This window comes from Bacillus sp. FSL R5-0820, assembly GCF_038593385.1.
GTDB classification, from domain to species: Bacteria; Bacillota; Bacilli; order Bacillales; family Bacillaceae; genus Bacillus; species Bacillus altitudinis.
In genome coordinates this window covers 3,001,052-3,027,403 of record NZ_CP151991.1, presented here as the reverse complement: position 1 = coordinate 3,027,403, position 26,352 = coordinate 3,001,052, and the positions used below count along the sequence as shown (strand labels likewise).

Below are 26,352 nucleotides of genomic sequence, written 5' to 3'. Positions count from 1 at the left end.
CAAACACATTGTAAACTTTTTATTTTATAAAGTTTGCACTATAATAAATAAGGTGTAAATTTTCTGAAAATATATATCCGACTAATTGGAGGTGTCTCATTTGCTGAAACTAGAGAATGTATCTAAGACGTATAAAGGCGGAAAAAAAGCTGTCAAAAATATTGATTTAGAAATAGCAAAAGGAGAATTTATTTGTTTTATTGGACCGAGTGGCTGTGGTAAAACGACAACCATGAAGATGATTAACCGACTGATTGAACCTTCTTCAGGAAACATATTGATCGAGGGAGAAAACATTATGAAAAAAGATCCAGTCCAATTAAGAAGAGAAATTGGTTATGTGATTCAGCAAATTGGACTTTTCCCTCATATGACCATCGCACAAAACATTTCCCTTGTGCCGAAGCTGCTGAAGTGGCCGGAAGAAAAACGAAAAGAACGAGCGCGTGAATTGCTCAAACTCGTTGACATGGGGCCGGAATACTTAGAGCGTTACCCTCATGAACTCAGTGGAGGACAGCAGCAGCGTATCGGCGTTCTTCGCGCACTCGCAGCAGAACCCCCTTTAATCCTGATGGATGAACCATTTGGAGCACTTGACCCGATCACAAGAGATTCATTGCAGGAAGAATTTAAGAAACTGCAAAAAACGTTAAATAAAACAATCGTATTCGTCACACATGACATGGATGAAGCGATTAAACTTGCAGACCGCATTGTCATTTTAAAAGATGGGGAGATTGTCCAAGTGGGCACGCCAGATGATATTTTACGTAACCCTGTGAACGAATTCGTAGAAGAATTCATCGGTAAAGAACGTCTGCTTCAGTCAAATCCGAATATGGAACGTGTGGAACAAATGATGAACACATCTCCAGTCACAATTACCGTCGAAAAAACATTGACAGATGCCATCTTTATTATGAGAGAAAAGCGGGTTGATTCCCTGCTTGTCGTTGATGAAAATCATGTGCTGAAAGGCTATATCGATATTGAAACCATCGATGCAAACCGCAGAAAAGCAGCCTTCGTAGGCGATATTTTAAATACAGAATTTTATACAGTACAAGAAGGTGCACTTCTTAGAGATACTGTCCGAAAGATCTTAATACGCGGCATTAAATATGTACCGGTTGTCGATGCAAAAGGGCACTTAAAAGGCATCGTCACACGTGCAAGTCTTGTAGATGTCGTATATGACTCTATTTGGGGAGAAGATACCCCGGAGGCTGTCACTGAAATGAACTAAGGGAGGTGTACACATGGATCAAATCATCGATTTTCTTGAGAAAAATGGTGGGGAACTCCTCACAAAAATGTGGGAGCATTTATACATTTCTTTAATTGCCGTTGTGTTAGGCATTATCGTGGCCGTTCCTTTAGGCGTCATTCTTACACGAATGAAAAGAGGCGCCGGTTTTGTCATCGGCGTCGTGAATATCTTTCAAACACTCCCTAGTTTAGCGATTCTTGCATTTTTTATTCCTATTTTGGGAGTTGGAAAAATACCTGCGATCGTTGCGCTATTTTTCTATTCCGTTTTGCCTATTTTAAGAAATACGTATGCCGGTGTTCAAGGTGTGAACAAAAACTTGCTTGAATCTGGTAAAGGGATTGGCATGACGACATGGGAACAAATTCGTCTTGTGGAACTGCCGCTTGCTGTTCCGGTCATTATGGCAGGGGTTAGAACCTCAACGATTTATTTAATTGGATGGACAACACTTGCTGCTTTTATCGGTGGAGGCGGTCTTGGTGACTACATTTTAATTGGGCTTCAGCTTTACCAGCCGGAATACATTATTGCGGGTGCAATCCCTGTCACTATTTTAGCAGTCATCATTGACCTTACATTGATGAAGCTTGAGAAAAAAGTAACACCAGAAGGCTTAAAAGGATTGAAGGAAGTTTCATAAGGAGTTGGCTCATGTGAAGAATCGAAAAACAAAATGGATCAGTGCACTGCTTGCCGGATGCTTGCTATTCATAAGTGGCTGTTCACTTCCTGGACTAGCCGGCTCTTCAGGGAGCACGCTGCGAATCGGTGCACAAAACTTTACAGAATCAGAAATTATGGCCTATATGGTGGGAGACATCATTGAGCATTACACAGATAAAAAGACAACCATTGTGAAGAATTTAGGCTCAAATACGGTGCAGCAGAAAGCAATGGAAAACGGTGATGTCGACATTTCGGCAACACGATATACAGGCACGGATTTAACAAGTACGCTAGGAATGGATGCAGAAAAAGATCCAAAGCGTGCAATGGAAATCGTCCAGAAAGAATTCAAAAAACGCTATGATTACAAATGGTTTGATTCCTATGGGTTTGATAATACGTATGCCTTTGCTGTGACGCAGAAGATGGCGAAGGAAAACAACCTAGAAACAGTCTCTGATTTAAAAAAGAATGCCAAAAATTATCGCTTCGGTGTGGATAATATTTGGCTGAAAAAGAAAGGTGACGGTTACGAAGGATTTGTGAAAACATACGGAATTGAATTTGGAAGCACCTTTCCGATGCAGATCGGTCTAGTCTATGACGCATTGAAAAATGAAAAAATGGATATTGTGCTTGCCTATTCAACAGATGGCCGGATCAAAGCGTATAATCTCAAAATCTTAAAAGATGATAAACGATTCTTCCCACCATACGATGCATCACCAGTTGTCCCTGAGAAGGTATTAAAAGAAAATCCAGGACTGGACAAGGTGATCAACAGGTTGATTGGAAAAATCGATACCGAACAAATGCAAGAGCTCAATTATCAAGTCGATGGAGAACTAAAAGAACCAGCGACTGTTGCGAGAGATTTTCTAAAGAAACACAATTACTTTGAGTAAGATTGGGAGGTGTCAGAGCTGATGGACACACTGCAGCAATTATGGGCGTATTATCAACAGAACGGTTCATATGTGTTAGAAGAATTTTACCGGCATTTCCTCATGTCAGCGTATGGGGTATTATTTGCGGCAATTGTCGGAATACCAGTCGGCATCTTTGTGGCGCATTACCGCAAACTGAGCAATTGGGTGTTCGCAATAACCAATGTCATTCAAACCATTCCAGCGTTAGCGATGCTTTCTGTGTTGATGCTTGTATTAGGACTTGGCGCAAATACAGTCATCTTATCACTCTTTTTGTATTCGCTTCTGCCGATTATCCGTAACACGTACACAGGTATTGTCAGCATTGAGCATGCCTATTTAGAATCGGGGAAAGCGATGGGCATGACGAAATGGCAAGTGCTGAGAATGGTTGAATTACCGCTTGCTTTATCTGTCATTATGGCTGGTTTAAGAACCGCACTTGTGATCGCAATCGGTATTACAGCGATTGGGACATTTGTTGGTGCTGGAGGACTTGGTGATATCATCATCAGAGGATCAAACGCGACAAACGGAACAGCCATTATTTTAGCAGGTGCTATTCCAACTGCGCTCATGGCCATTATTGCCGACCTTGTCATGGGCTGGCTTGAACGCTATTTAAGCCCAACCAACAAGAAAAAAGAAAGCAAGGCGTTAGCTGAAAAAAACATGACATCCGCATAAATGCTTGAAAAGACAAAACCTCCTCTACATCTGTAGGGGAGGTTTTTTTATCATGATTAGGCGGCTCACATCAGGAGACATTTATGATTCAAGTGTGATCCATTCAGAGGACCACTTCGCAATTTCCTCAAAAACGGGTGCAAGTGAGCGCCCCATATCAGTTAATGAATACTCAATACGCACGGGTGTTTCAGCAAAAACCTCCCGTTTTACAATGCCTGCTGCTTCCAGCTCTTTTAATCTCTCAGATAAAACCCTTCCGCTTAAATTGGTCAGAGCTGCTTCGATTTCACTAAAGCGCTGTGAACCTGAGAGAAGCTGAAAAACAATCAGTGCCACCCAGCGTTTACTTAATAACTCAACTGCTTTTTCAAACCGCGGGCACATATCAGATTGATTCATCTTTCTTCACTCCAATCTGAACCCATTATACCGTAATTCTGTCAAAAATCGGCGCAAAAAGCTTGTCAATGATCAAAACATTTTACGATGACGAACGGCTGTTTAGTAGAAATAACAAATAGCGGTTTAAATCCTCTATCTCATGTTTAGAAAGAGTGGACCATATGTCCCCATTAAATATTTCAAGATCATCAAGTTCATATTGCTCTGCCGCTTCTTTTATTTGGGTAAAAGCCGTTTCTTCTTCCTTTATGACATAGGCAGAAGACGCTTCTTCAATATACCCTGCAGCCTGCATCATGTCCTCATAAGGTACTTTTAATGCACCTGCTAGTTTTTTAATTGTAGGAGGTTTCGGAATGCCGCGTTTCCCGTTTTCAATCCGAGAAATACCAGCAGCGCTGACCTCTGAATACATCGCTAATTGGTTCACCGATAGTTTCCTTTTCTCACGTAATGCTCTTAAATATGCACCGAAGTTCATCAACTCAAAACCTCACATGGTTAAAGATTAGTTATCTCTAGTGTACTCGATTTGTTGACTATTGGCAATAAGTGCACCATGAAAATATTGACATTAGTTAATAGTGGATGTATCTTATGTTTATGCCCCGCTATTTGTTCGCCTTTTTTTGGTTAATGAGCGTGAGAAAGTATTGATTCAGCTGGCTGATGTCTTGTGCGGTGAGTGTTTCCCATTGGTCTCCATCGAAAATAGGGAGATGTTCTACATCCTTTTGAAGCGCCGTTTGATAGATTTTTAATATGGATTCATATTTCGGTTTCATTTCATGCACTTTTTCCTGTTCAATATAACCGGCAAGCAGCATTAAATCCTCATAAGGCACCTTCAAAGCGCGTGCTAATTTTTTTATGGTTAAAGGCTTTGGCACACCACGCTTTCCATTCTCAATCCGAGAAATACCGGCAGCGCTTACGCCTGAATACATGGCGAGTTGATTGACAGACATCTTTCTATTCTCTCTTAAAATGCGTAATTGTTCACCAAAGTGATTCATGTCATCGAACCTCACATTTCAGTATATGACTTATTTTAGTATGATCATTGACCAAAGGAAATAGAAAGGGCGTAAAAGTGTTGACATAAGTTAATGAATCCGGGAGATATGAGAGTCCTACATGTTGTACATATTGATCCTATAGGAGGTTGTAATGATGGTCGAAAAGATTCAGATCAGGCGGGCATTTGTGATGCAGTATATGATCGAAAACGATATGTCTTTAAATCAGCTCGCAGATGAAATTGGTATCTCTCCTGCCACACTCAGCAGGGTATTGAATGGTCACCGGAAGCCAGGACAGCTTGTCATTGGCAAAATGATTCATTACTTTGATAAAAAATTTGAAGATTTATTTTACTATGAAGATGTTGACAAAAGTCAATAAATGAAATCATCGTATGATCATTAAGGAGGCGGCTTCATTGAAAAGAACTGGAATGGTAAGACACATTGATTCGCTTGGCAGAATTGTTCTGCCTTCAGAAATGCGAAAGGTACTCAATATAAAAGAAGAGCAGCTGTTAGAAATTTTCATCGAAGATCAAACCATTATGCTGAAAAAATATGATGCAGATAAGAGCTGCTTATTAACTGGCCAAATAACGAAATACAACAAAAGCTATGGAAACGGTAACGTCGTGCTGAGTCCTGAAGGAGCTGAACGGTTGTTAGTAGAATTAAAACAGCTCTTAAAAGAAGAAGCAACTCGCTAAAAACGTTTTTTAACCTCAAAAATTGCATATAAAAAATGCTGCATACAATCCATTGGAGCGAAATTGAATCAAAATGACAAATAAAGTCGACAATATATAGGAAATCTTTATTTTGATGTTTCGTGACATGCACCTTGTTTTCATGTAAAATAAAGTTATGTGTACCAGTTTGTCTGGAGGTGTTTTCATGCACGCATTTGTTATCACATTACTCGTAATTGTCAGTATCGCACTTATCATCGTTGTATTATTACAATCAAGTAAAAGTGCAGGACTGTCAGGCGCTATTTCAGGTGGAGCCGAGCAGCTTTTCGGTAAGCAAAAAGCGAGAGGTCTTGACTTGATTCTTCACCGATTAACTGTCATTTTGTCAGTGCTTTTCTTCATCTTAACACTTGCATTGGCATATTTAGGCGTGTAGGCGCGAGTAACAGAAGGTCTGATCTTTTTTCAGACCTTTTTTTATTATCAGCACTCTTTTGTGTTTGTTTCATACATACAAGTGGAAAATATAAACCATATCAGAAGGAAAGGAAGTCACATCATGAAAGTTGTTACACCAAAACCATTTACGTTTAAAGGTGGAGAAAAGGCGGTGCTTCTTCTTCACGGTTTTACTGGGAATACAGCCGATGTTCGTATGCTTGGGCGTTATTTGAATGAAAGAGGCTATACATGCCATGCACCTCAATACAAAGGACACGGTGTACCGCCAGAGGAGCTTGTTCATACAGGTCCTACAGATTGGTGGAAAGATGTAGAAGAAGGCTATCAATTTTTAAAAGACGAAGGTTATGAGGAAATTGCGGTCTGCGGACTATCCCTCGGAGGAGTTTTTTCATTAAAATTAGGTTACACTGTACCTGTAAAGGGAATTGTACCTATGTGTGCACCTATGTACATAAAAAGTGAAGAAGTCATGTACCAGGGTGTACTAGATTATGCCCGTAACTATAAAAAATTCGAGGGTAAGTCAGAGGATCAAATTGAGCAAGAGATGGAAGAGTTCAAGAAAACACCAATGGGTACACTCAAGGCTCTTCAAGAACTCATTGCAGATGTCAGAAACAATGTTGACATGATTTATTCACCTACTTTTGTTGTTCAGGCACGTCATGATCATATGATTAATACAGACAGTGCAAACATTATTTATAACGAAGTAGAGACAGATGAAAAACATTTAAAGTGGTATGAAGAATCGGGCCATGTTATCACGCTTGATAAAGAGCGAGAGAAGGTTCATCAGGATGTATATGCATTCTTAGAATCACTCGATTGGTCAATTTAAATATATAGGGGGTTAGAGTGTGCAAAAAGAAGAATTTATGGATGAATTACTTGCGTTTATGCAAGAAGAGGCGTACAAACCATTAACGGTGCAGGAATTAGAAGTCATGATGGAAATTACCAATCCAGATGATTATAAAGAGCTCGTCAAAGCACTTGTGATATTAGAGGATCAGGGACTTATCGTCCGTACCCGCAGCGACCGCTATGGTGTACCGGAAAAAATGAACTTGGTAAAAGGGAAGCTGTCTGCGCATGCAAAAGGATTTGCATTTGTGACACCAGAAGAGTTTGGACAGGATGATATTTTCATTCCGCCAAATGAGCTAGGCACAGCAATGAATGGCGACACCGTCATGGTTCGTGTCAGCCACAAATCAAATGGCACCAAAAAAGAAGGAACGGTCATCCGTATTCTGGAGCGTAATACTCAGACGGTTGTCGGTACCTATACAGAAACGAAAAGTTTTGGTTTTGTCATTCCTGATGATAAAAAAATCACAAACGATATCTTCATTCCAAAATCCGCTAAAAACGGAGCGGTTGAAGGTCATAAAGTCGTTGTCACGCTGACAAGCTACCCTGAAGGAAGAATGAGTGCAGAGGGTGAAGTGACTGAAATCCTTGGTCACAAAAATGACCCTGGCATCGATATTTTGTCGATTATTCATAAACACGGTCTACCAGGTGAGTTTCCGGAAGAAGCGCTCCAGCAGGCAGCAGACACACCTGAAACGATCGATGAAAAGGACCTTGAAGGTAGACGTGATCTGCGCAATGAAACGATCGTGACGATTGACGGTGCAGATGCAAAGGACTTGGACGATGCGGTTACTGTGCAAAAGTTGGATGATGGTAAATACAAACTGGGTGTGCATATTGCGGATGTCTCTCATTATGTAACGGAAAACTCTCCGATTGATCAGGAAGCCTATGAGCGTGGAACGAGTGTGTATCTTGTCGACCGCGTCATTCCAATGATTCCTCATCGCCTGTCAAATGGCATTTGCTCGTTGAATTCGAAGGTAGATCGTCTCACACTCTCTTGTGAAATGATCATTGATCGAAGTGGGAAAGTCGTCAAACACGAAATTTTCCAAAGTGTGATCAAAACGACGGAAAGAATGACCTATTCCGATGTGAATAAGATTTTAGTTGACCAAGATGAAGAGCTTTTAGACAAATACGAGCCGTTAGTACCAATGTTCCAAGAGATGGAGAAGCTTGCAGAAATTCTGCGTGACAAGCGAATGGAGCGTGGAGCAGTCGACTTTGACTTCAAGGAAGCAAAAGTGCTTGTAGATGATGAAGGCGCAGCGAAAGACGTAGTTATTCGTGAGCGTTCTGTTGCCGAAAAATTAATTGAAGAATTCATGCTGGTGGCAAACGAAACAGTTGCCGAGCATTTCCACTGGATGAATGTTCCGTTCATTTACCGAATTCACGAAGAACCAAATCCTGAGAAACTTCAGCGCTTTTTAGAGTTCGTGACGACATTTGGTTACATTGTGAAAGGGACGTCAACGAATATTCACCCGCGTGCTCTTCAAAGTGTACTTGATGCCGTCCGTGATCAGCCGGAAGAAGTCGTCATTCAAACTGTGATGCTTCGCTCAATGAAACAGGCGAAGTATGATCCAGAAAGCATTGGACATTTTGGATTATCTACCGAATTTTATACACACTTCACATCGCCGATCCGCCGTTACCCGGATTTAATCGTGCATAGGCTGATCAGAACCTATTTAATAGAGAAAAAGACAGACGAAGCGACCCTTGAAAAGTGGGGTCAACTGCTGCCAGAAATCGCAGATCATGCATCTACAATGGAGCGCCGCTCTGTTGATGCTGAGCGCGAAACAGATGACCTGAAAAAGGCAGAGTTTATGCTGGATAAAATCGGTGAAGAGTTTGATGGTATGATTAGTTCCGTCACGAATTTCGGACTATTCGTTGAACTGCCGAATACGATAGAAGGCCTTGTCCATGTGAGCTACATGACAGACGATTACTATCGTTTTGATGAACAGCACTTTGCCATGATCGGTGAGCGGACAGGGAATGTATATCGCATAGGTGACGAAATTACTGTCAAAGTGGTGAGTGTAAATAAAGATGAGCATTCCATTGATTTTGAAATCGTCGGGATGAAAGGCACTCGCCGTAAATCACCAAAAGACTTCAAGTTCAAAAAACGGACAGATCCACCAGCCAAAAAAGGACGCGGAGGTCAAAAGGCCTCTGGGGAAAAAGGCAAAGAGGATAAAGGCGGCGACTGGTTTACAGGTCGTAAAAAGAAGAAAAAGAAAAAACGCGTATTTGATAACGCACCGAAACAAAAGCGCAAAAAGAAAAAGTAACGTGACAAAAAGCAAATAGGGCATCACGCTCTATTTGCTTTTTGACCAAGTGGCAGCAGCATTGTCGAAAGCTGGATTGTTTGATAAAATAATCCGTACGATTTGGACCGTGTCTGTGTCAAAAGGAGGGTGTACGCCAATGCCAAAGGGAGAGGGAAAGGTTGTTTCCCAAAACAAAAAAGCCAACCATGATTATTTTATAGAAGAAACATACGAAGCCGGCCTTGTATTACAAGGAACTGAAATCAAATCCATTCGAGCAGGAAAAGTGAATTTAAAAGATTCCTTTGCCAAAATCGAACGAGGAGAAGTGTTTCTTCACAATATGCACGTGAGCCCATACGAGCAGGGGAACCGTTATAACCATGATCCGCTCAGAACGAGAAAGCTGCTGCTTCACCGCAAACAAATCAGTAAGTTGATTGGTGCGACAAAGGAAGAGGGCTACTCACTTGTTCCCATTAAACTCTATTTGAAAAATGGCTTTGCCAAAGTGCTAATTGGAGTCGGTAAAGGGAAGAAGAAATATGATAAACGTGAAGATCTGAAGAAAAAAGATGCGAAACGTGAAATCGAGCGAGCTTTCCGTGACCGGCAAAAGCAATTCTAGACGCATGCAGATGGCTTGCTGAGAGCGGAAGCATTATGCTACAATATGTTATGCAGTAAACAATCATCGTCGTTTTTTTACAGAAACCACCAGTTGTTTCGAGCGATGAGATTGTTATAATAGTCATATACGGAAGCAGTTAAGCTAAAGAACGTTTCCATCCCGTATATCCCTTTTACAAGGGGACGTTACGGATTCGACAGGGATGGTTCGAGCTTAGGCTGCGAGCCGAGAGGCGATCTCGTTAACACGCACCTAAATGTAACTGGCAAAACTAAAAGTTTTAACCAAAACTTAGCACTAGCTGCCTAATAAGCGCAGCGAGCTCTTCCTGACATTGCCTATGTGTCTGTGAGGAGCCCAATGAAGTAGGCTACGCTTACGTTTTCGTCTGAGGACGTAAGAAGAGATCCATCAGACTAGCTCTCCAAGCGCCCGTCAGCAGGCATGAGGATGAGTGAACACGAAATATGTTGACTACGCTCGTAGACGCTTAAGTAATCGATGTCTCTGGACGTGGGTTCGACTCCCACCGTCTCCATATGATTTTAAAAAAGTGTCAAAACCCATGTTAGATAAGGGTTTTGACACTTTTTAAATACGTGAAATTTTATAGTTGCAATGAACTTTTGCTATATGTTGCTGTTACAAATATTATAGGAATTCATAATTTAGTTTCAGTTGTTTATATATAAGTGAACTTCGTTCAAGAATAGCTTGATTAACAAAAGTTAAAAATTCACTCAGATTATTTTCATCTTTGGTACTAACTGTTCCTTTAAAGTGATTGCGCCAAAATTCTTTTGGTTCACTGGTTAAATCTTTTGGGTTTTCTAAAAAACTCTGCAAAAAATTCTTCTCCACAAAATTAGGCCAAGTTTTAAAACTTAAAATCCATTTAGCAGATTCAATAATATACTTTTTATACTTGAAAGTGTTATTGTTCATTGTGTTTTCTAAAAAAATCTCAATAGAATCATTACTATTCATAAAATCATTTAAAATGACTTTCATATGGTTCAAAGTTAGATCCCAATAATCATAGGTAGATTTATAACGTTTGCTATTAAAAGGAGAAAACCAATTTTTATTATTTTTGATGGCGTATACAGGTATAAAATTACCTACTGTGTGTGTTAATTTTGCATAATCTTTAAATATAGGATTGGATAAATCATATGTTTCCTTATAAAAGGCTTTGTAAGGAGTTACAAATGAATTCATTGTTTCTCCATTTGCCTCAACAAAATCTGTTTGTTTAGTATTCCAGAATTCAAATTGATTTCCCCATAAGCGTTTGTATATTTCGAGGGTCAAAGGTAATCTATCACAATCAGATTGGGAACCATAAATATTACCTTTATATAGAATGATATTTGCAATAGGGTTTTTTTCATCATATATTAAATTTCTTAAATCAAAAACCTCTCTTTTGAAATCATAATTTATAAATTCTTCTTCTGAAAGTTCTATTAATTCATCAAAAGTCATTCGTAAGTTCTCCTTTATTTATTAGAAGATTATCTAACTTCATTTTATAACCTCTTTATTATACTTTAATATACTTCATCTAATTCATTTCACACTTAAAATTCAAAAATTTAGAAGCGATTCGGCAATGTAGCTTGTTTCTAAACTTTCAGAAGCCGTCGTATCTAGTGTCTGGAAGATAGATGCTTAGGTTGTTTCTTATAGAATTTTTTATTAGAAAGTTAGGGAGAATACCTAAATATACCTATTTTTTAACCGATGATAATTTGTAGGGAAATATCACCAGATAATGACAGGGGGACAATTTAGTTAAAAGAAAAAAGTTCGAATAGACCCTACAAAGCAAATGATTAAACAGCTAAAGTAGTTGACGAATTAGAAAAAGTCTCAAAGGATAAGGAGTAATTCATAAAAATGAAAACAAACAAAAAGACAATCATTTCAGTATTTCTTTTAGTATTTACATTGATGATGGGTACAGCATGTGGTAAAAATGAATCAGCAAACGGTTCATCAAACAAAGCAGCAGCAAAACAAGAAAAAATAGAAAAAATGACTGATAGCGAATATGCATCATGGTATAAGGGATATCTAAAACGGTTTGAAGAAAGAATTATGTCTTTTGTTTTATCGTTGGTTCCTTTAGACGAGGTTTACGATAAAGAATGGGCTAGTGATGTTGAGACAAAGATTGATAGCATGAGAGAATTACTCAGCGAAGCCAAAGACAAAGAAGTTAAAGTTCCTGATACGTATAAAAAAGTAAACGAGTACTTGGTGAAAGCGGATGACAAATTTGAATCACTTTTCAAAGATATCTTAAAAGTAATCAAGCGAGATAAAGTCAGTGATGATGATTTAAGTTTCATGAATTCTAGAATGAAAAAAGCTTTAGAAGAAGTGGATAATGCTAAAAAAGAGATGAGTAAAATGAAAGACAATAAATCAAATGAAAAACAAAAAGATAAATCAAATTCATAATTAAGTAAAGAAAAAGACGTCTGCTTTACAAAGCTCAGTGGGTCTTAAGAATAACGAGTTTAGTTCACAACATAAGAAGGATGCTACATACTGTCATCCTTCTTACTTTTCATGTAAGTTCCTCGAGGAAAACCGGACCAACCGAACAAACAAAGGGCAAACCACAATCACCGCCATCATCATCAAAAGCCCATCCGACATGATCTCCACAAATGTTGTCTGAATCACATAAACTGCAATCAGCAGCAAATAACTCATTAAAAATAACAGCCCAGATCGTTTCTTCTGAAATGGCTTTTCTAAAAGAATCAGCATAAACAAACCTGCCATGATGATCAAAAAAGTCATCTCCTTTCAAGCCTCCTTTTCATTCATCTCCACATTGTACAGATATTTCACTTGCTACAATATGCTTTATCCTTAAATTAAGTAAAAAGTAATGAACAGATGAGGCACCACGACTAGTAAAATGACGAACGCTTTCCAAAAAACCGCCAACCAATTCAAAATCACATCTTCCCATTTGAGACGTCCTCATATATAGTAAGATTAGACTAGTTCTAAATAACTGAAATTGGGGCGTTTACATGGATTCGATTGTTTTACATTTTATTGTGATCATGAGTGTTTCTGGCATTCTGTCCGTAATATTATCAATCATTGCTCATGCAAATCGCCATCGGTATATTGGCTGTCAATTGTTTATGTATATGTCTGGAGCAACTGCGATTTATATTTTTGGACATACATTTGAATTATTGGCGCGCACCCCTCAAGAAATTACATTCTGGGTTAGTTTTCAATACATAGGTCTTCCGTTTATTGCACCGTTTAGCCTGATGATTGTGCTGCAGTTTACTGGTTTCCATCAATATGTAACAAAGCGACGCGTGCTTCTCTTCTTGCTGATTCCAATTTTAACCACCATTTTGGTGTTCACCAACTCTTTTCATTCACTCTTTTACCGAAGCATCACGATGAATACAGTAGACGGGTTTTTATTAGCTGATTTTACCATTGGTTATTGGTATATCATTCATGGGGTCTATACATTTGGTTGTTCCATGCTCGCTATTTTTATGCTGCTTTGGTTTTTACGTGTGAAGAAAGATTATTTGAAACAGGTTCTGATCTTGCTCGTTGGAATATTATTACCGATCACGACTTCTTTTATCTATTTATTAGGTGTCACGCCTTTTCACATTGACCCAGTACCAGTGGTGATGTTTTTAACCAACGCACTCTACTTATGGGCGATTATGTCTTTTCATCTCTTTAAGCTCTCTCCCATTGCGATGGAGCGTGTGTTTGAACATATGTCAGAAGGTGTTCTTCTATTGGATCGATACCGAACACTGATTGATTATAACCCTGCGGCTGCATTGATCATTCCTGTGCTCGCTAAAAAGGGAATCGGCTATAAAATCGATGATATATTCTCAGGGATCATCAAAGAGCCAGCGTTTATACAGTGGCTGCGTTCTCCGCAGGATCATTCACAGTATGATTTAATGTGGGAAAAAGAGCAGCCCTTCTATTATCATCTCACTGCTTCTTCTCTTTTTAATAGAAGAGGCGAAGTCGAGGGCAGGCAAATTGTGATCAGCGATGTTACGGAGCAGCGACTATTGCAGGAAGAGCTGGAGCGCCGAGCATATATTGATGGTTTGACGAATATCTTCAATCGGTCTTCCTTTATTGAACGAACGCAGATGTTATTGGAAGAGGATGCGCAGGATACTGCGATATTGCTATTTGATATTGATTTCTTTAAACAAATCAATGATACGCATGGACATCATATTGGAGACGAGGCGTTGCGTCATGTTGTGTCCATTTGTCAGCAGCATTTGAAGATGGATGATTTATTTGGCCGATATGGTGGAGAAGAGTTCGCCATTTGTCTGCCGCATCATTCATTTGAAGAGGCATGTCATATTGCGGAACAGATGAGACATTCATTTGAAGTGAGTTTCTTTCAGACAGATGAGAAAAAAGTAAGAGTGACAGCAAGCTTTGGCGTCGCCCATACAGCGAATGATCCCTCTATATTAGAAACGCTTCTATTTGAGGCAGATCAAGCCTTGTATATGTCAAAACGCCAAGGACGTAATCGGATTTATGCATCAACTGGTTCGGACTATATGCTATACCAAAAGCAGGATCTTCCGCCTGCTTCTCATTGACTGTTGTCCTTCATTTAGATATGATAAACATAACATTTGAACGGTTTCCTAAAGGGGAGTAGCTTTTACGGTTTGGTCGTCATTACAGAAACATCCGTTGTTTCTCGGCCATTCCGGCATGAACATGTTAGCCAGACCTTTGCCTATCACACATGAGGCAAAGGTCTGGCTTTTTTTAAGGTCTTTTTGCATCTGTGTGGTTGGAAGCTGGACAAATGAGGGGTTTCAACATACAGATGAAAGGATGATGGGTCTTGAAACAATATGTGATGGCGTTTCTATTTACCGGTACGTTTTTGTTAAGTGGATGTTCAGGACTGCTAGACCAAGTAAACGATACAACGACATATGTCACAGAGGCAAATGAGTATGTGACAGATATTCAGCAATTCACAAAGGATTTTCCACAGCTTGCGGAAGAAGCTGTACAAGATGCTGCCAAAAGAGCAGATTTGACGCAGCAACTGGAATCATTGAAAGCAGACATTCAAGAATTTAATGAACTCACAGCCCCATCAATAGCAGAAGACCTGCATGCACAAATCATAGAGAAAAATAAAGTGCTGTCAGAGGAGATTCAAACCTATTTACAGCAATTGAAAATGGACAACTTCGATGCTGCAGCTATTTTAGAGGATCAACAAGGCCTCATGAAGCAGCTTCAGCAATCGGTCAGCCTTTTGCAAGATATTGAACAACTAACAAACTAGGATAAGCAAACGGTGATCACAGCATATCTTTGCCTTTTCAGGTGAAGATATGCTTTAATTGAATGTAACACAAGTATGATAGAAAAAAGGTGATCAGATGACAGAACAAGAAGAAAGACATATCGCTTCGCCTAGAGCTGAGAAGGAAAAAGAGCAATTAATCAATCGCTTAAAACGAGTGGAAGGTCAAGTGCGAGGGATTCAGCAAATGATTGAAAACGATCGCTACTGCATAGATGTCGTGAATCAAATTTCTGCTGTCAATGCAGCTTTAAAAAAAGTGAGTCTTCAATTAATGGAAAAGCATACACACCACTGCGTAGCGGATGCCATTAAGAGCGGTAATGGGGATGAAGCGATTGAGGAGTTAATGAATGTCTTCACGAAGCTGACAAAATCGTAGCAAAAAGCGGATCATTTATGTTTACAATGATACCCTACTAGGGTATAGTAAAAATAGAAAATGATTGATGGAGGCGATGAGAAGTGGAACAAGCAACACTACAAGTGCAAGGCATGTCTTGCGGACATTGTGTGAAAGCAGTCGAAGGAAATGTAGGAGAATTAGCAGGTGTTGAATCTGTGAAAGTCCATTTAGATAAGGGTCAGGTGGAGGTTTCCTTTCACCCAGATCAAATCACGTTACACCAGATCTCTGATGTCATTGAAGAACAGGGATATGATGTCGTATAAAATGAGCATACGTGCTGCATAAGACAGCACGTATTTTTTTAAAAATAACAATACCCCCATGGAGTATGTGGAGAGGTGAGATAAATGAAAAAAGAAATTGATTTTCAAATTACGGGAATGACTTGCGCCGCCTGTGCAGGCCGCATTGAAAAGGGCTTGAACAGGTTGGAAGGTGTGGACGACGCCAGTGTGAACTTTGCGCTTGAAACATCCCACATTGTGTATGAAACAGAACAACTCACAGCAGAGGATCTAAAACAAAAAATTCAATCTCTTGGCTATGATGTGGTGATGGAGCAAGCCGAATTTGATATAGAGGGAATGACGTGTGCGGCTTGTGCAAACCGAATTGAGAAAAAAGTCAACCGGATGGACGGTATTGATCAAGGATCAGTGAACTTTGCGCTTGAATCACTTCAGGTGACGTATCATCCTGGGCAAATATCTCCAAGTGACATAAAAGAGGCTGTGAAATCCATTGGGTATTCATTAATCGAACCAGCCGAAGAGCATGCAGAGGAAGGAAAAAAAGACCATCGCCAAGTAGCGATTGAGAAACAAACGGCACGCTTTTTGTTCTCGATGATTTTGTCATTGCCTCTTCTTTGGGCAATGGTCAGTCATTTTTCTTTCACATCGTTTATTTGGTTGCCAGAAGCGTTTATGAATCCATGGGTTCAGCTCGCATTAGCAGCGCCCGTCCAGTTCATTGTCGGCTGGCCTTTTTATGTAGGTGCTTATAAAGCGTTGAAAAATAAAAGTGCCAATATGGATGTCCTTGTGGCATTAGGGACATCAGCTGCTTTTTTCTATAGTTTATATGAAAGTATTCAGTCAGCGGTTCAAGGCACACATGAGGCGGCCCTCTATTATGAAACGAGTGCTGTGCTCATTACGCTAATTGTGCTCGGAAAATTAATGGAAGCAAGAGCGAAAGGGAGATCATCAGAAGCGATTCAAAAACTGATGGGTTTACAAGCGAAAGAAGCTGTGATAGAGCGAGATGGGAAAGAAATGACCGTTCCTATTTCTGAAGTGAAAGTGAATGATCTTGTGTTCGTCAAGCCGGGTGAAAAAGTTCCAGTAGACGGAGAAATCATCGAAGGAACAACAGCGATCGACGAATCCATGATTACAGGTGAAAGTCTGCCAGTTGATAAAACCACAGGAGATACAGTCATCGGGGCAACCATCAATAAAAATGGATTTGTGAAAGTGAAAGCAACAAAAGTAGGAAAAGAAACGGCTCTTTCACAAATCATTCGAGTCGTCGAACAAGCGCAAGGCTCAAAAGCACCAATTCAAAGAATGGCAGATCAAATTTCAGGGATATTTGTCCCCATTGTTGTAGGATTGGCTGTGCTCACTTTTCTGATTTGGTATATCTTTGTTGATCCAGGAAATGTGACAGCAGCCCTTGAGACCTTTATAGCGGTCATCGTCATCGCATGTCCTTGTGCGCTTGGTCTTGCTACACCGACCTCTATTATGGCAGGCAGCGGCCGTGCAGCTGAATCAGGGATTTTGTTTAAAGGCGGAGAGCATTTAGAGATAACCCAATCACTAGATACAGTAGTGCTAGATAAAACAGGGACTGTGACAAAAGGGGAGCCGAGTCTTACAGATGTGATTGCGTCTGCCAATTGGACAGAAGATACGCTGCTTCAGTTAGCAGGATCGGCAGAACAGCAGTCAGAGCATCCACTTGCCAGAGCGATTACAGAAGGCATGAAGAACCGGGGTCTCCAAGCGGTCGAGGTAGAAGCTTTTCAAGCAGATCCTGGTCATGGAATTGAAGCAAGAGCTGCAGGACATGAGCTTTTGATTGGCACACGGAAGCTCCTAAAGAAACATCATATCAGCTGCGAAGCACTAGAAGCAGTTGTGACTGAGCTTGAAGAACAAGGAAAAACGGCGATGCTCATTGCCATTGACCGCGAGCCAGCAGGTATTGTTGCCGTTGCAGATACGATCAAATCGTCTTCTTCTCAAGCGGTCGCTCGTCTCAAAGAGCAAGGGATTCACGTCGTGATGATGACAGGAGATAACAAACGAACAGCAGAAGCGATTGCGAGTGAGGCAGGCATAGATCATGTGATCGCTGAAGTTCTTCCTGAGGAAAAAGCGGCTCATATTGCAGCGCTTCAGAAACAAGGAAAAAAAGTGGCGATGGTTGGAGACGGCATCAATGATGCCCCTGCCCTTGCAACAGCAAATATCGGGATGGCCGTCGGAACAGGTACAGATGTTGCCATGGAAGCGGCAGATATTACGCTCATGACAGGAGATCTCCATGCCATTGCAGATGCACTTGAATTTAGCAGAAAAACGATGAGAAACATTAAACAGAATCTATTTTGGGCGCTTGCTTACAATTGTATTGGTATACCGATTGCTGCATTTGGGTTCCTGGCACCATGGCTTGCAGGAGCCGCAATGGCCTTTAGTTCTGTATCGGTTGTACTGAACGCACTAAGATTACAGCGGTTGAAACCTGTCAGAGAGGGTGTGGCAGAATGAAGCTGAATGTCAAATGGGTGTGGACGTTGAGTGCTGTGATTTATGTGGCGCTTGTACTGATTGGTTATGCTGTTTATGACAAATTTTCTCCACATCAAGAGTCGCCAGTTGAACAGATGCAGCAACATTAAGACTTCGCCAAAAGCGAAGTCTTTTTTTAACAATTTTGTGGAAAAACCCACCTTTTAAAAGATTTTTCATAAAAAATTCACTTCTTTTTGTTCCTTTTTGTCGTTTTTTGTAGGTTCATCGTTAAGATGCGATTAAGCAACAAAGAAAGCGTTATCAAAAAAAGGGGGTCCACGTATGAAAAAGTTAGGGTTAGCTTCTCAAATACTCATCGCACTTGTCTTGGGTGTTGTCGTAGGAGCGCTGTTTTATCAAAATGAAACCGTTATTAATGTGTTAACGCCAATTGGCGATATATTCATCCACTTAATTAAAATGATCGTTCTTCCAATTGTTATTGCTGCATTGATTGTAGCCGTTGCAGGTGTAGGCGATATGAAAACCATCGGAAGACTCGGTGGGAAAACGATTCTTTACTTCGAAATTGTGACAACGATTGCATTAGCAGTTGGACTGCTTGCAGCAAACGTTTTCCATCCTGGTACAGGAATTGATATGAGTAACATGGAGAAAGGCGATATTTCTAAATATGAAGAGACATCTAAGTCTTCTGCCGAAAAAGCTAGTTTCTCTGAAACGATTGTGCATCTTGTGCCAACAAACGTGTTCCAATCCATTGCAGAAGGTGATCTATTACCAACAATCTTCTTTACAGTGTTATTCGGATTAGGAATTGCAGCAGTTGGAGACAAAGGAAAACCAGTGTTAGGATTTTTTGAGGGCATCCTCGAAGCGATGTTCTGGGTGACCAATAAAGTGATGAAGTTTGCACCATTTGGTGTATTCGCGCTCATCAGTGTGACGGTGATCAAATTCGGGGTCGGAGCGCTTCTCCCGCTAGGTAAACTGGTACTTGTCGTTTACGGCACAATGGCATTCTTCGTTATTGTCGTACTTGGCATTATCGCAAAATTAGCTGGAACAAGCGTCTTTACACTATTTAGAGTGTTAAAAGAAGAAATCATTCTTGCATTCTCAACAGCAAGTTCAGAAGCTGTATTGCCTAGATTAATGGACAAAATGGAGAAGTTCGGCTGCCCGAAAGCGATCACGTCGTTCGTTATCCCAACAGGCTATACCTTTAACTTAGATGGAAGTGCCATCTATCAATCCATTGCCGCCATATTTGTTGCACAAATGTACGGCATGCCTCTTTCCATCTATGAGCAAATTACGTTACTATTAATCTTAATGCTCACATCAAAAGGAATGGCTGGTGTACCAGGTGCATCGATCGTTGTTGTCATCACAACACTTGGAGCAATGGGACTTCCACTTGAAGGACTTGCCTTCATCGTTGGGATCGACCGTATCCTTGACATGGTTCGTACAACTGTTAACGTATTTGGTAACTCACTTGCAGCCATTGTCATGTCTAAGTGGGAAAAAGTGTTTGATCAAGAGAAATCGAAGAAGTATATTGAGGAATTAAAACAACAAACAAAAGCAGCGTAAAAGGAGATCTTTTCAAATGACGAAGCTACAGGACAAGCAAGTTCGAATCGAACGAGACTTTCTAGGTGAAAAGGAAGTAGACACTCAAGCGTATTATGGAATTCAAACATTACGTGCAGTAGAGAACTTTCCAATTACTGGCTACCATGTTCATGAGGAACTCATCAAAGCATTAGGGATTGTCAAAAAAGCAGCCGCACTTGCAAATATGGATACAAAGCGACTATATGCTGGTCTTGGAGAAAAAATTGTTCAAGCCGCAGATGAAGTGATTGAAGGAAAATGGAACAATCAATTTATTGTCGATCCAATTCAAGGCGGGGCTGGCACTTCAATGAATATGAATGCCAATGAAGTCATTGCAAACAGAGCGCTTGAACTACTAGGAAAGGAAAAAGGCGCTTATACTGAGCTAAGTCCAAACACGCATGTGAACATGTCGCAGTCAACAAACGACGTTTTCCCAACAGCGATTCATATTTCAACATTGAATATGATTGAAAAACTACTTTATACGATGGAAAACATGCATCAAGTCATGACAGAAAAAGCGCAAGAATTCGATCATGTCATCAAAATGGGACGTACGCATCTTCAGGACGCTGTTCCAATCAGACTTGGTCAAGAGTTTAGTGCATATGCAAAGGTTCTTGCTCGTGATATTAAACGAATCAAGCAGTCTAGACAGCATTTATATGAAGTCAATATGGGCGCAACAGCAGTTGGAACAGGACTGAATGCTGATCCTAAATATATTCGCCAGGTCGTTGGTTATCTAGCTGACATTAGCGGATTGCCGTTAGTTGGAGCAGAAGATTTGGTCGATGCTACGCAAAATACAGATGCTTATACAGAAGTATCAGCTGCACTGAAAGTATGTATGATGAATATGTCCAAAATGGCAAACGATATTCGTTTGATGGCTTCAGGTCCTAGAGCAGGCTTTGGTGAGCTGCACTTGCCGCCGAGACAGCCAGGTTCATCTATCATGCCAGGGAAAGTCAACCCAGTGATGCCTGAGGTCATGAACCAAGTGGCATTCCAAGTCATTGGAAATGACCACACGATCTGCCTTGCATCAGAGGCTGGTCAGCTTGAACTGAACGTCATGGAGCCAGTTTTAATATTTAACTTACTACAGTCTCTCAGCATGATGAAAAATGTATTTGAATCCTTTGTCGATAACTGCTTGCGTGACCTAAAAGCAGATGAATCTAGATTAAAAGAATATGTAGAAAAGAGTGCTGGTGTCATGACGGCGGTCAATCCGCATATTGGTTATGAAGCTGCTGCACGAATTGCGAGAGAAGCGATACTTACAGGCGTATCTGTACGTGAGCTTTGTCTGCAAAATGATGTGTTATCAGAGGAAGAGCTTGATATCATCTTAAATCCTTTTGAAATGACGAAACCAGGTATTGCTGGCGCATCACTTTTAGAAAAGGATCGTTTAGAAGATTAAGCGGCATCATGAGAAGCGCACACCGACAAATGTCCGGTGTGCGTTTTTTCATGGACTGTTTGTTTTTCTGAAGCTCACATAGTATACTATCGTCAATTATTAGGGATGTGACTGCGTTTGAATCTACTGAAAAAATGGTTGAATACAGAGCCTTATTTAATTATCATGCTCATTGTTCTGACTCCGATTGGGGGAGAGCTGAAATTTTATCCATTTGAGGATAGCTTTCGGGTCAGCTTTGGAACCGTTGTCTTTTTCTTTATCCTGCTTCAAATGAAAAAATTCCCGGCATGGGCAAGCGGCATCATTGCGGGGGGATCAGTGTTTGCATTCCGGGTGCTTCTTGATACTGCTGTGTCAGGCCACCTAGCGCTGGAAGAGGCCGTTTCTTTAAGGTTTCCTTCCCTGCTGTATTACGTCGTCTATGGTACGCTTTTTTATGTATTACAGGTCAGACGTTTCCGTGATAAGCCTTGGCTCATTGGGGCGACAGGGATTATCATGGAACTATGTGCAAGTGTAGTCGAAATGATTGCACTCAGGGGAGCCATTGATGAAATTTTAACAGTGAGAACGCTGTTTCAACTATTTGTATTGGCGATTTTCAGAAGCTTTTTCGTATTGGCTTGTTATACGATGATTCGATTATACGAAGAACAGGCGAGAGAACGCCAAATGAAAAAGGAAAAGGAACACCTGTTGATGCTGCTGTCGAATCTTTATACGGAATCTACATATTTTTATAAAACCCTTGCACATGCTGAGCACATTACAGCTACTTCCTATCAATTGTATCAATCACTGCATCATGCAAAGGATACGGAATCATTAGATTTAAAAAAACTCGGAAAAACAGCCCTGCAAATTGCAGGTGAGGTACACGAAATCAAAAAGGATAATCAGCGGATTTTTTCTGCCTTATCAAAACTGATTCATGAGGAAAACTTTCAGGAGTATGCAAGTCCTGCTCATATCGCTGGACTTGTGATTCGTATCCATGAAAATTATACGGAATCTCTTAAAAAACACATCGTTTTTCATTATGATGAAGAAGGACAGCACCCTGCTTATCATGTGTATACCATTCTATCTTTATTAAATAACATTGTATCCAATGCCGTTGAAGCGATTCCAGTAAATGGAGAGGTATCACTATCCATTTTGCGGAAAGAGAATGATGTGATCTTTCAAGTCAGTGACAACGGGCCAGGCATTAAAGAGCGTAACCATCATGTGATCTTTAAACCGGGCTTCACTTTAAAATACGACCAAGCCGGGAACCCATCAAGCGGCATCGGTCTTTCCTATGTGAAAGACACAGCCGAGAAGCTTGGCGGAAGTGTTGAAATGAAGAGTATCCCAAATCAACAAACGATGTTCACTTTAACGATACCAATTGATCAAGTCAGCAGAAAAGAGGGGAATGGGAGATGAGATTTTTTATTGTTGATGATGATGAAGCTGTTCGTTCTTCACTGGCACAGCTCATTGAAGATGAAGAACTTGGCATTGTGGCAGGGGAAGCAGAGGATGGTGCTGAAGTAACAGCGAGCTATTTAAATGATTTGCACATTGATATCTTGTGTATTGATCTTTTGATGCCGGAAAGGGACGGGCTTGAGACGATTCGAGCGATCAAGGATGAATTTCATGGGAAATATTTAATGCTGTCACAAGTAGAAACAAAGGAACTCATCGGTCAGGCATATACACTCGGTGTCGAGTATTATGTGACAAAGCCGATCAATCGAGTAGAGGTCTTAAGTGTGCTCCACCTCATGATTGAACGTCTGCATTTAGAGCACTCAATTGAAAATATTCAGCATTCGCTCAAATCGGTCATGCAGTTCCAGCAGCGCGGACAGACCACGAAAACGAAGCAGCGTGGGAAAAGTCTTGCAGAGGCAGGTCAGTTTTTGCTGGCGGAGCTTGGGATTGTCGGCGAAAAAGGGTCTAAGGATTTACTAGATATGATTCTTTTCACAGATCAGTATTTAGCGTTACATGCCGATCAGCACGACTCTTTTCCTTCATTAAAAGTGATTTTCACTGGCATCACAGAGGATAAATTAAACGAACCTTTTACATCAGCAGACATCGCAAGAGAAGCAAAAGCAGCGGAACAGCGGGTAAGACGTGCGATCAACCAATCATTGAAACACATCGCCTCGCTCGGGTTAACCGATTTTTCTCACCCAACCTTTGAAAACTATGCATCAAAATTTTTCGATTTTACCATTGTGCGTAAGAAAATGAGTGAACTCACAAAAGAGACAACTGGAAGAGAAGAGCACACACGTATCAATGTGAAGAAATTTGTACAGGTGCTCTATTACGAGGCAAAACGCATTTTTATGGAAGATTAAAAAAGACATGCTCTCTATAAGGAGGGCATGTCTCAGCGTGTAGACAAACCCTCGCATTCTTTGTCAGTCCTGCGCTTCGGTGCTCACGAATGTCAAATTCGCTCCGCGCCAATGCTCGTCCTTCCTAGACTGCAAAGGTTTTCTATCACGCTGAAAAGAAGACATGCTCACTATAAGGAGGGCATGTTTTTTTTTGTGATGGATTGAAGATGCATCTGTAGCACGGAGCGCATGAGCTGAGGCGGTAAACGATGGGGCTGTACGATTCCATTCAATGCAAGCCCATTGATGACCGCATAAAGCCGCTCAGTTTCTAATAAAAGATCGACATGATCTAGCAGTAGCTCATCCTCTTTCAATTTCATTAAGCAAAATTGAACGGTTTGAAAAAGCTCGTCATACATCTTTGCATTGAGCGGCTGTAAATCTGGTTCAGTCAGTGCCTTGACTGTAAAAGCCTGCCACACCTCCATTTCAAATATTCGTTCTTCGTCTAGTGGAAGAACCTGCTCCAATAAAGTGAATACATTTTCCTCTGTTGAACCGTTTAATGGAAGCTTAGCGATTCGCTCCTTCACTCTTTCCTGAATTAAATTCATGGAGAATAGAAATAATTCTTGCTGTGTGGAAAAATAATGACGCATAGAGCCGGCTGAAATGCCAGCTTCAACGGCTATTTTTCGTACAGAAGCGCTTTCCAATCCCTCTTGTTTAATCACTCTCATAGCAGCTTGAGCGACCTTTTGTTTTTGTTTATGGTGATCGACGATTTTTGGCATACATTGATTTTAGCACAGCTATTGTTTTTTTAACACAGTTGTGTTATTTTTTATTTAATACAATCGTGTTAAAAAGGATGTGGGGAAATTGGTCGGTTTATTGATTGTGGCATGTGAAATTGGTTTTTGGCTGTTTATTCTTATGGGCTTAACACTGCGTTATGTGTTTAAACAGAAAAAATGGGGTGCTTTCTTTCTTGTCTGTACGCCGGTTTTAGATCTCATCCTTCTTGCGGCTACTTATATAGATTTAAAGCAAGGGGCTGTGGCGAGCGTCATTCACGGGCTTGCGGCTGTTTATATTGGTGTGAGTCTGGCCTTTGGACATCAAATGGTGAAATGGGCGGATGCTAAGTTTGCTTATCGTTTTGCAGGAGGCCCTAAGCCAAAGGGGAAACCAAAGTACGGGAAGGAGCGGTCTTTGTATGAAATGGTGGGCTGGACGCGTCATTTCATCTCTTATGTCATCGGAGCGGGGCTATTATATGGATTGACCTATCTCATCCAAGCACCAGAACGAACGGAATCTCTGATGCAGCTTGTCAGTGTGTGGGGGATGGTCTTAACCATTGATTTCATCATTAGCATCAGCTACGTCATTTGGCCGAAAAAACACCCGGAGAATATAGCAGGATGACAAAAAAGACAGGCGGATTTACTCCACCTGTCTTTTCTTATGATGACAGTCCTTTATAAATGGTGTCAATATTCCATTTCATCATCTTATAGTAGCTGTCCCCATCTTCACCTTCTTTGCCAATAGAATCCGTAAATACTTTCCCCTTAATCGGAACTCCGGTTTCCTCAGATAGGCTTTCAAGGCTGCGCTTATCTACACTTGTTTCAAGAAAAAGGGCAGGAACTTGATGGTCTTTGACAAAATGAATGATGCGCTTCATTTGTCCAGGTGTTCCTTCACTTTCTGTGTTGATCTCCCAAATGTAGCCGGCTTTCAGTCCATACGCATCCGCAAAATATTTGAATGCCCCTTCGCTTGTGACAAGGAGTTTTTTGTCTTTTGGTAGTTGATCAAACTTGTCTTTTGCTTCATCGTGAAGCGTTTGAAGCTTTTTGATATAGGTTTCAGCATTTTTCTCGTAATCCTCTTTATGCTCAGGATCTGCTTGAATGAGCGCATCTCTGGCATTTTGCGCATAAAGAATCCCATTCTCGACATTCAGCCATGCGTGTGGGTCCTGCTGGCTTTCAAGCCCTTTTGAAGACAAATGCTTCACTTTGACACCTTTACTCAGTTCGGCTACAGGTGCATCATCCCCGTCCTTGCCGCTCGATTCAAGCAGTTTTTGAAACCAGCCATTCCCTGTTTCAAGGTTCAAGCCATTAGATAGAACAAGGTCTGCATCCGTCGTATACTGAACATCCTTTGGCAGTGGGTCAAATTCATGTGGGTCTGTACCAATGGGAACAATGCTGTGAATAGAGACATGCTGTCCTCCTACTTCCTTCACAATGTCATAAAGAATGGAGTAGGTCGTGACAACTTTTAATGTACCGTCATCTTTTCCGGAACTTTTTTGCTGAGTAGAACAGCCTGTGATGACCAAAAGGGCAATACATACTGCGGTCAAACGGATTGCTAATACCTTCTTCATATATGTCCTCCT

General features: G+C 40.7%; 29 protein-coding genes and 1 other RNA gene. 23 read left to right on the top strand and 7 right to left on the bottom strand.

Going from position 1 to position 26,352, the window contains the following annotated elements:
* The first annotated feature begins 100 nt into the window (after positions 1-100).
* Genes NST15_RS15750 through NST15_RS15735 form a run of 4 tightly spaced genes read left to right on the top strand, consistent with a single transcriptional unit; the run spans position 101 to position 3,558 of the window.
* Positions 101-1,249 (top strand): betaine/proline/choline family ABC transporter ATP-binding protein, encoded by a 1,149-nt coding sequence (locus tag NST15_RS15750; protein WP_017359222.1) that lies wholly within the window; start codon positions 101-103, stop codon positions 1,247-1,249.
* 13 nt (positions 1,250-1,262) lie between these two features.
* Positions 1,263-1,916 carry an ABC transporter permease gene (locus tag NST15_RS15745; protein ID WP_008347681.1) on the top strand — a complete coding sequence of 218 codons (654 nt, stop codon included), beginning with the start codon at positions 1,263-1,265 and terminating at the stop codon, positions 1,914-1,916.
* 13 nt (positions 1,917-1,929) lie between these two features.
* A complete protein-coding gene (locus NST15_RS15740) occupies positions 1,930-2,847 on the top strand; it encodes an osmoprotectant ABC transporter substrate-binding protein (RefSeq protein WP_008347678.1) in 918 nt (305 codons plus the stop codon).
* Positions 2,848-2,868: 21 nt separating this feature from the next.
* A complete protein-coding gene (locus NST15_RS15735; protein ID WP_008347676.1) occupies positions 2,869-3,558 on the top strand; it encodes an ABC transporter permease in 690 nt (229 codons plus the stop codon).
* A gap of 81 nt (positions 3,559-3,639) precedes the next feature.
* On the opposite strand, the gene NST15_RS15730 is transcribed toward NST15_RS15735, so the two are convergent.
* The 3 genes from NST15_RS15730 to NST15_RS15720 all read right to left on the bottom strand — a co-directional run bounded on the left by NST15_RS15730 (position 3,640) and on the right by NST15_RS15720 (position 4,979).
* Positions 3,640-3,960 carry a helix-turn-helix domain-containing protein gene (locus NST15_RS15730; protein ID WP_007500199.1) on the bottom strand — a complete coding sequence of 107 codons (321 nt, stop codon included), beginning with the start codon at positions 3,958-3,960 and terminating at the stop codon, positions 3,640-3,642.
* 82 nt (positions 3,961-4,042) lie between these two features.
* Positions 4,043-4,444: a transcriptional regulator gene (locus NST15_RS15725; RefSeq protein WP_008347673.1), complete on the bottom strand. Its 402-nt coding sequence runs from the start codon at positions 4,442-4,444 to the stop codon at positions 4,043-4,045.
* A 130-nt stretch (positions 4,445-4,574) separates the two neighbouring features.
* Complete coding sequence (locus tag NST15_RS15720; protein WP_007500204.1) at positions 4,575-4,979, bottom strand: helix-turn-helix transcriptional regulator; 405 nt, start codon at positions 4,977-4,979, stop codon at positions 4,575-4,577.
* Between the two features lie 154 nt (positions 4,980-5,133).
* Here NST15_RS15720 and NST15_RS15715 point away from each other — a divergent pair, with 154 nt between their 5' ends.
* The 7 genes from NST15_RS15715 to ssrA all read left to right on the top strand — a co-directional run bounded on the left by NST15_RS15715 (position 5,134) and on the right by ssrA (position 10,499).
* Positions 5,134-5,367 carry a helix-turn-helix transcriptional regulator gene (locus NST15_RS15715; RefSeq protein ID WP_008347669.1) on the top strand — a complete coding sequence of 78 codons (234 nt, stop codon included), beginning with the start codon at positions 5,134-5,136 and terminating at the stop codon, positions 5,365-5,367.
* A gap of 37 nt (positions 5,368-5,404) precedes the next feature.
* On the top strand, positions 5,405-5,695 hold the full coding sequence (locus tag NST15_RS15710; RefSeq protein ID WP_008347666.1) for an AbrB/MazE/SpoVT family DNA-binding domain-containing protein: 291 nt from the start codon (positions 5,405-5,407) through the stop codon (positions 5,693-5,695).
* Between the two features lie 187 nt (positions 5,696-5,882).
* On the top strand, positions 5,883-6,116 hold the full coding sequence (secG, locus tag NST15_RS15705; protein WP_003212746.1) for a preprotein translocase subunit SecG: 234 nt from the start codon (positions 5,883-5,885) through the stop codon (positions 6,114-6,116).
* Between the two features lie 123 nt (positions 6,117-6,239).
* Positions 6,240-6,986, top strand: a complete 747-nt coding sequence (locus tag NST15_RS15700; RefSeq protein WP_008347663.1) for a carboxylesterase — start codon at positions 6,240-6,242, stop codon at positions 6,984-6,986.
* Positions 6,987-7,005: 19 nt separating this feature from the next.
* On the top strand, positions 7,006-9,345 hold the full coding sequence (gene rnr, locus NST15_RS15695; RefSeq protein ID WP_335357917.1) for a ribonuclease R: 2,340 nt from the start codon (positions 7,006-7,008) through the stop codon (positions 9,343-9,345).
* A 139-nt stretch (positions 9,346-9,484) separates the two neighbouring features.
* Positions 9,485-9,955 carry an SsrA-binding protein SmpB gene (smpB, locus tag NST15_RS15690; protein ID WP_008347658.1) on the top strand — a complete coding sequence of 157 codons (471 nt, stop codon included), beginning with the start codon at positions 9,485-9,487 and terminating at the stop codon, positions 9,953-9,955.
* 181 nt (positions 9,956-10,136) lie between these two features.
* Positions 10,137-10,499: a transfer-messenger RNA gene (ssrA, locus tag NST15_RS15685) on the top strand.
* 110 nt (positions 10,500-10,609) lie between these two features.
* Here ssrA and NST15_RS15680 read toward each other — a convergent pair.
* A complete protein-coding gene (locus NST15_RS15680) occupies positions 10,610-11,446 on the bottom strand; it encodes a hypothetical protein (RefSeq protein ID WP_058213597.1) in 837 nt (278 codons plus the stop codon).
* A 414-nt stretch (positions 11,447-11,860) separates the two neighbouring features.
* On the opposite strand from NST15_RS15680, the gene NST15_RS15675 reads away from it, so the two are divergent.
* Positions 11,861-12,427 (top strand): hypothetical protein, encoded by a 567-nt coding sequence (locus tag NST15_RS15675; protein ID WP_017368064.1) that lies wholly within the window; start codon positions 11,861-11,863, stop codon positions 12,425-12,427.
* A gap of 102 nt (positions 12,428-12,529) precedes the next feature.
* Here NST15_RS15675 and NST15_RS15670 read toward each other — a convergent pair whose 3' ends face one another.
* Positions 12,530-12,775 carry a hypothetical protein gene (locus NST15_RS15670; RefSeq protein ID WP_046527451.1) on the bottom strand — a complete coding sequence of 82 codons (246 nt, stop codon included), beginning with the start codon at positions 12,773-12,775 and terminating at the stop codon, positions 12,530-12,532.
* Positions 12,776-13,014: 239 nt separating this feature from the next.
* Between NST15_RS15670 and NST15_RS15665 the strand changes: the two genes are divergently transcribed.
* The 10 genes from NST15_RS15665 (at position 13,015) to NST15_RS15620 (ending at position 23,948) form a co-directional block, all read left to right on the top strand.
* Entirely contained in the window at positions 13,015-14,613 is a 1,599-nt protein-coding gene (locus tag NST15_RS15665; RefSeq protein ID WP_125589641.1) for a histidine kinase N-terminal 7TM domain-containing protein, read from the top strand.
* A 254-nt stretch (positions 14,614-14,867) separates the two neighbouring features.
* Entirely contained in the window at positions 14,868-15,323 is a 456-nt protein-coding gene (locus NST15_RS15660; RefSeq protein ID WP_342498644.1) for a DUF6376 family protein, read from the top strand.
* 97 nt (positions 15,324-15,420) lie between these two features.
* The gene (locus NST15_RS15655; RefSeq protein ID WP_008347647.1) at positions 15,421-15,726 is read left to right on the top strand and encodes a metal-sensing transcriptional repressor; all 306 of its coding nucleotides are present in this window, start codon (positions 15,421-15,423) and stop codon (positions 15,724-15,726) included.
* An 83-nt stretch (positions 15,727-15,809) separates the two neighbouring features.
* Positions 15,810-16,016, top strand: a complete 207-nt coding sequence (copZ, locus tag NST15_RS15650) for a copper chaperone CopZ (protein WP_017368060.1) — start codon at positions 15,810-15,812, stop codon at positions 16,014-16,016.
* An 84-nt stretch (positions 16,017-16,100) separates the two neighbouring features.
* On the top strand, positions 16,101-18,536 hold the full coding sequence (locus tag NST15_RS15645; RefSeq protein WP_342498643.1) for a heavy metal translocating P-type ATPase: 2,436 nt from the start codon (positions 16,101-16,103) through the stop codon (positions 18,534-18,536).
* On the top strand, positions 18,533-18,667 hold the full coding sequence (locus NST15_RS15640) for a hypothetical protein (protein ID WP_255234054.1): 135 nt from the start codon (positions 18,533-18,535) through the stop codon (positions 18,665-18,667). The genes NST15_RS15645 and NST15_RS15640 overlap by 4 nt, the downstream gene beginning before the upstream one ends.
* 175 nt (positions 18,668-18,842) lie before the next feature.
* The gene (locus NST15_RS15635) at positions 18,843-20,120 is read left to right on the top strand and encodes a cation:dicarboxylase symporter family transporter (RefSeq protein ID WP_007500222.1); all 1,278 of its coding nucleotides are present in this window, start codon (positions 18,843-18,845) and stop codon (positions 20,118-20,120) included.
* A 16-nt stretch (positions 20,121-20,136) separates the two neighbouring features.
* Positions 20,137-21,582 carry an aspartate ammonia-lyase gene (aspA, locus tag NST15_RS15630; protein WP_007500224.1) on the top strand — a complete coding sequence of 482 codons (1,446 nt, stop codon included), beginning with the start codon at positions 20,137-20,139 and terminating at the stop codon, positions 21,580-21,582.
* 117 nt (positions 21,583-21,699) lie between these two features.
* Positions 21,700-23,016, top strand: coding sequence for a sensor histidine kinase (locus NST15_RS15625; RefSeq protein ID WP_342498642.1), 1,317 nt, complete (start codon positions 21,700-21,702; stop codon positions 23,014-23,016).
* The gene (locus tag NST15_RS15620) at positions 23,013-23,948 is read left to right on the top strand and encodes a response regulator (protein WP_007500228.1); all 936 of its coding nucleotides are present in this window, start codon (positions 23,013-23,015) and stop codon (positions 23,946-23,948) included. The genes NST15_RS15625 and NST15_RS15620 overlap by 4 nt, the downstream gene beginning before the upstream one ends.
* A 170-nt stretch (positions 23,949-24,118) precedes the next feature.
* Here the strand turns inward: NST15_RS15620 and NST15_RS15615 are convergent, their stop codons facing one another.
* The gene (locus tag NST15_RS15615) at positions 24,119-24,727 is read right to left on the bottom strand and encodes a TetR/AcrR family transcriptional regulator (RefSeq protein ID WP_098680759.1); all 609 of its coding nucleotides are present in this window, start codon (positions 24,725-24,727) and stop codon (positions 24,119-24,121) included.
* Between the two features lie 88 nt (positions 24,728-24,815).
* Between NST15_RS15615 and NST15_RS15610 the strand changes: the two genes are divergently transcribed.
* A complete protein-coding gene (locus NST15_RS15610) occupies positions 24,816-25,364 on the top strand; it encodes a hypothetical protein (RefSeq protein WP_047945414.1) in 549 nt (182 codons plus the stop codon).
* A 37-nt stretch (positions 25,365-25,401) separates the two neighbouring features.
* On the opposite strand, the gene NST15_RS15605 is transcribed toward NST15_RS15610, so the two are convergent.
* Positions 25,402-26,340: a metal ABC transporter substrate-binding protein gene (locus NST15_RS15605; protein WP_206115752.1), complete on the bottom strand. Its 939-nt coding sequence runs from the start codon at positions 26,338-26,340 to the stop codon at positions 25,402-25,404.
* Between the last annotated feature and the right edge of the window lie 12 nt (positions 26,341-26,352).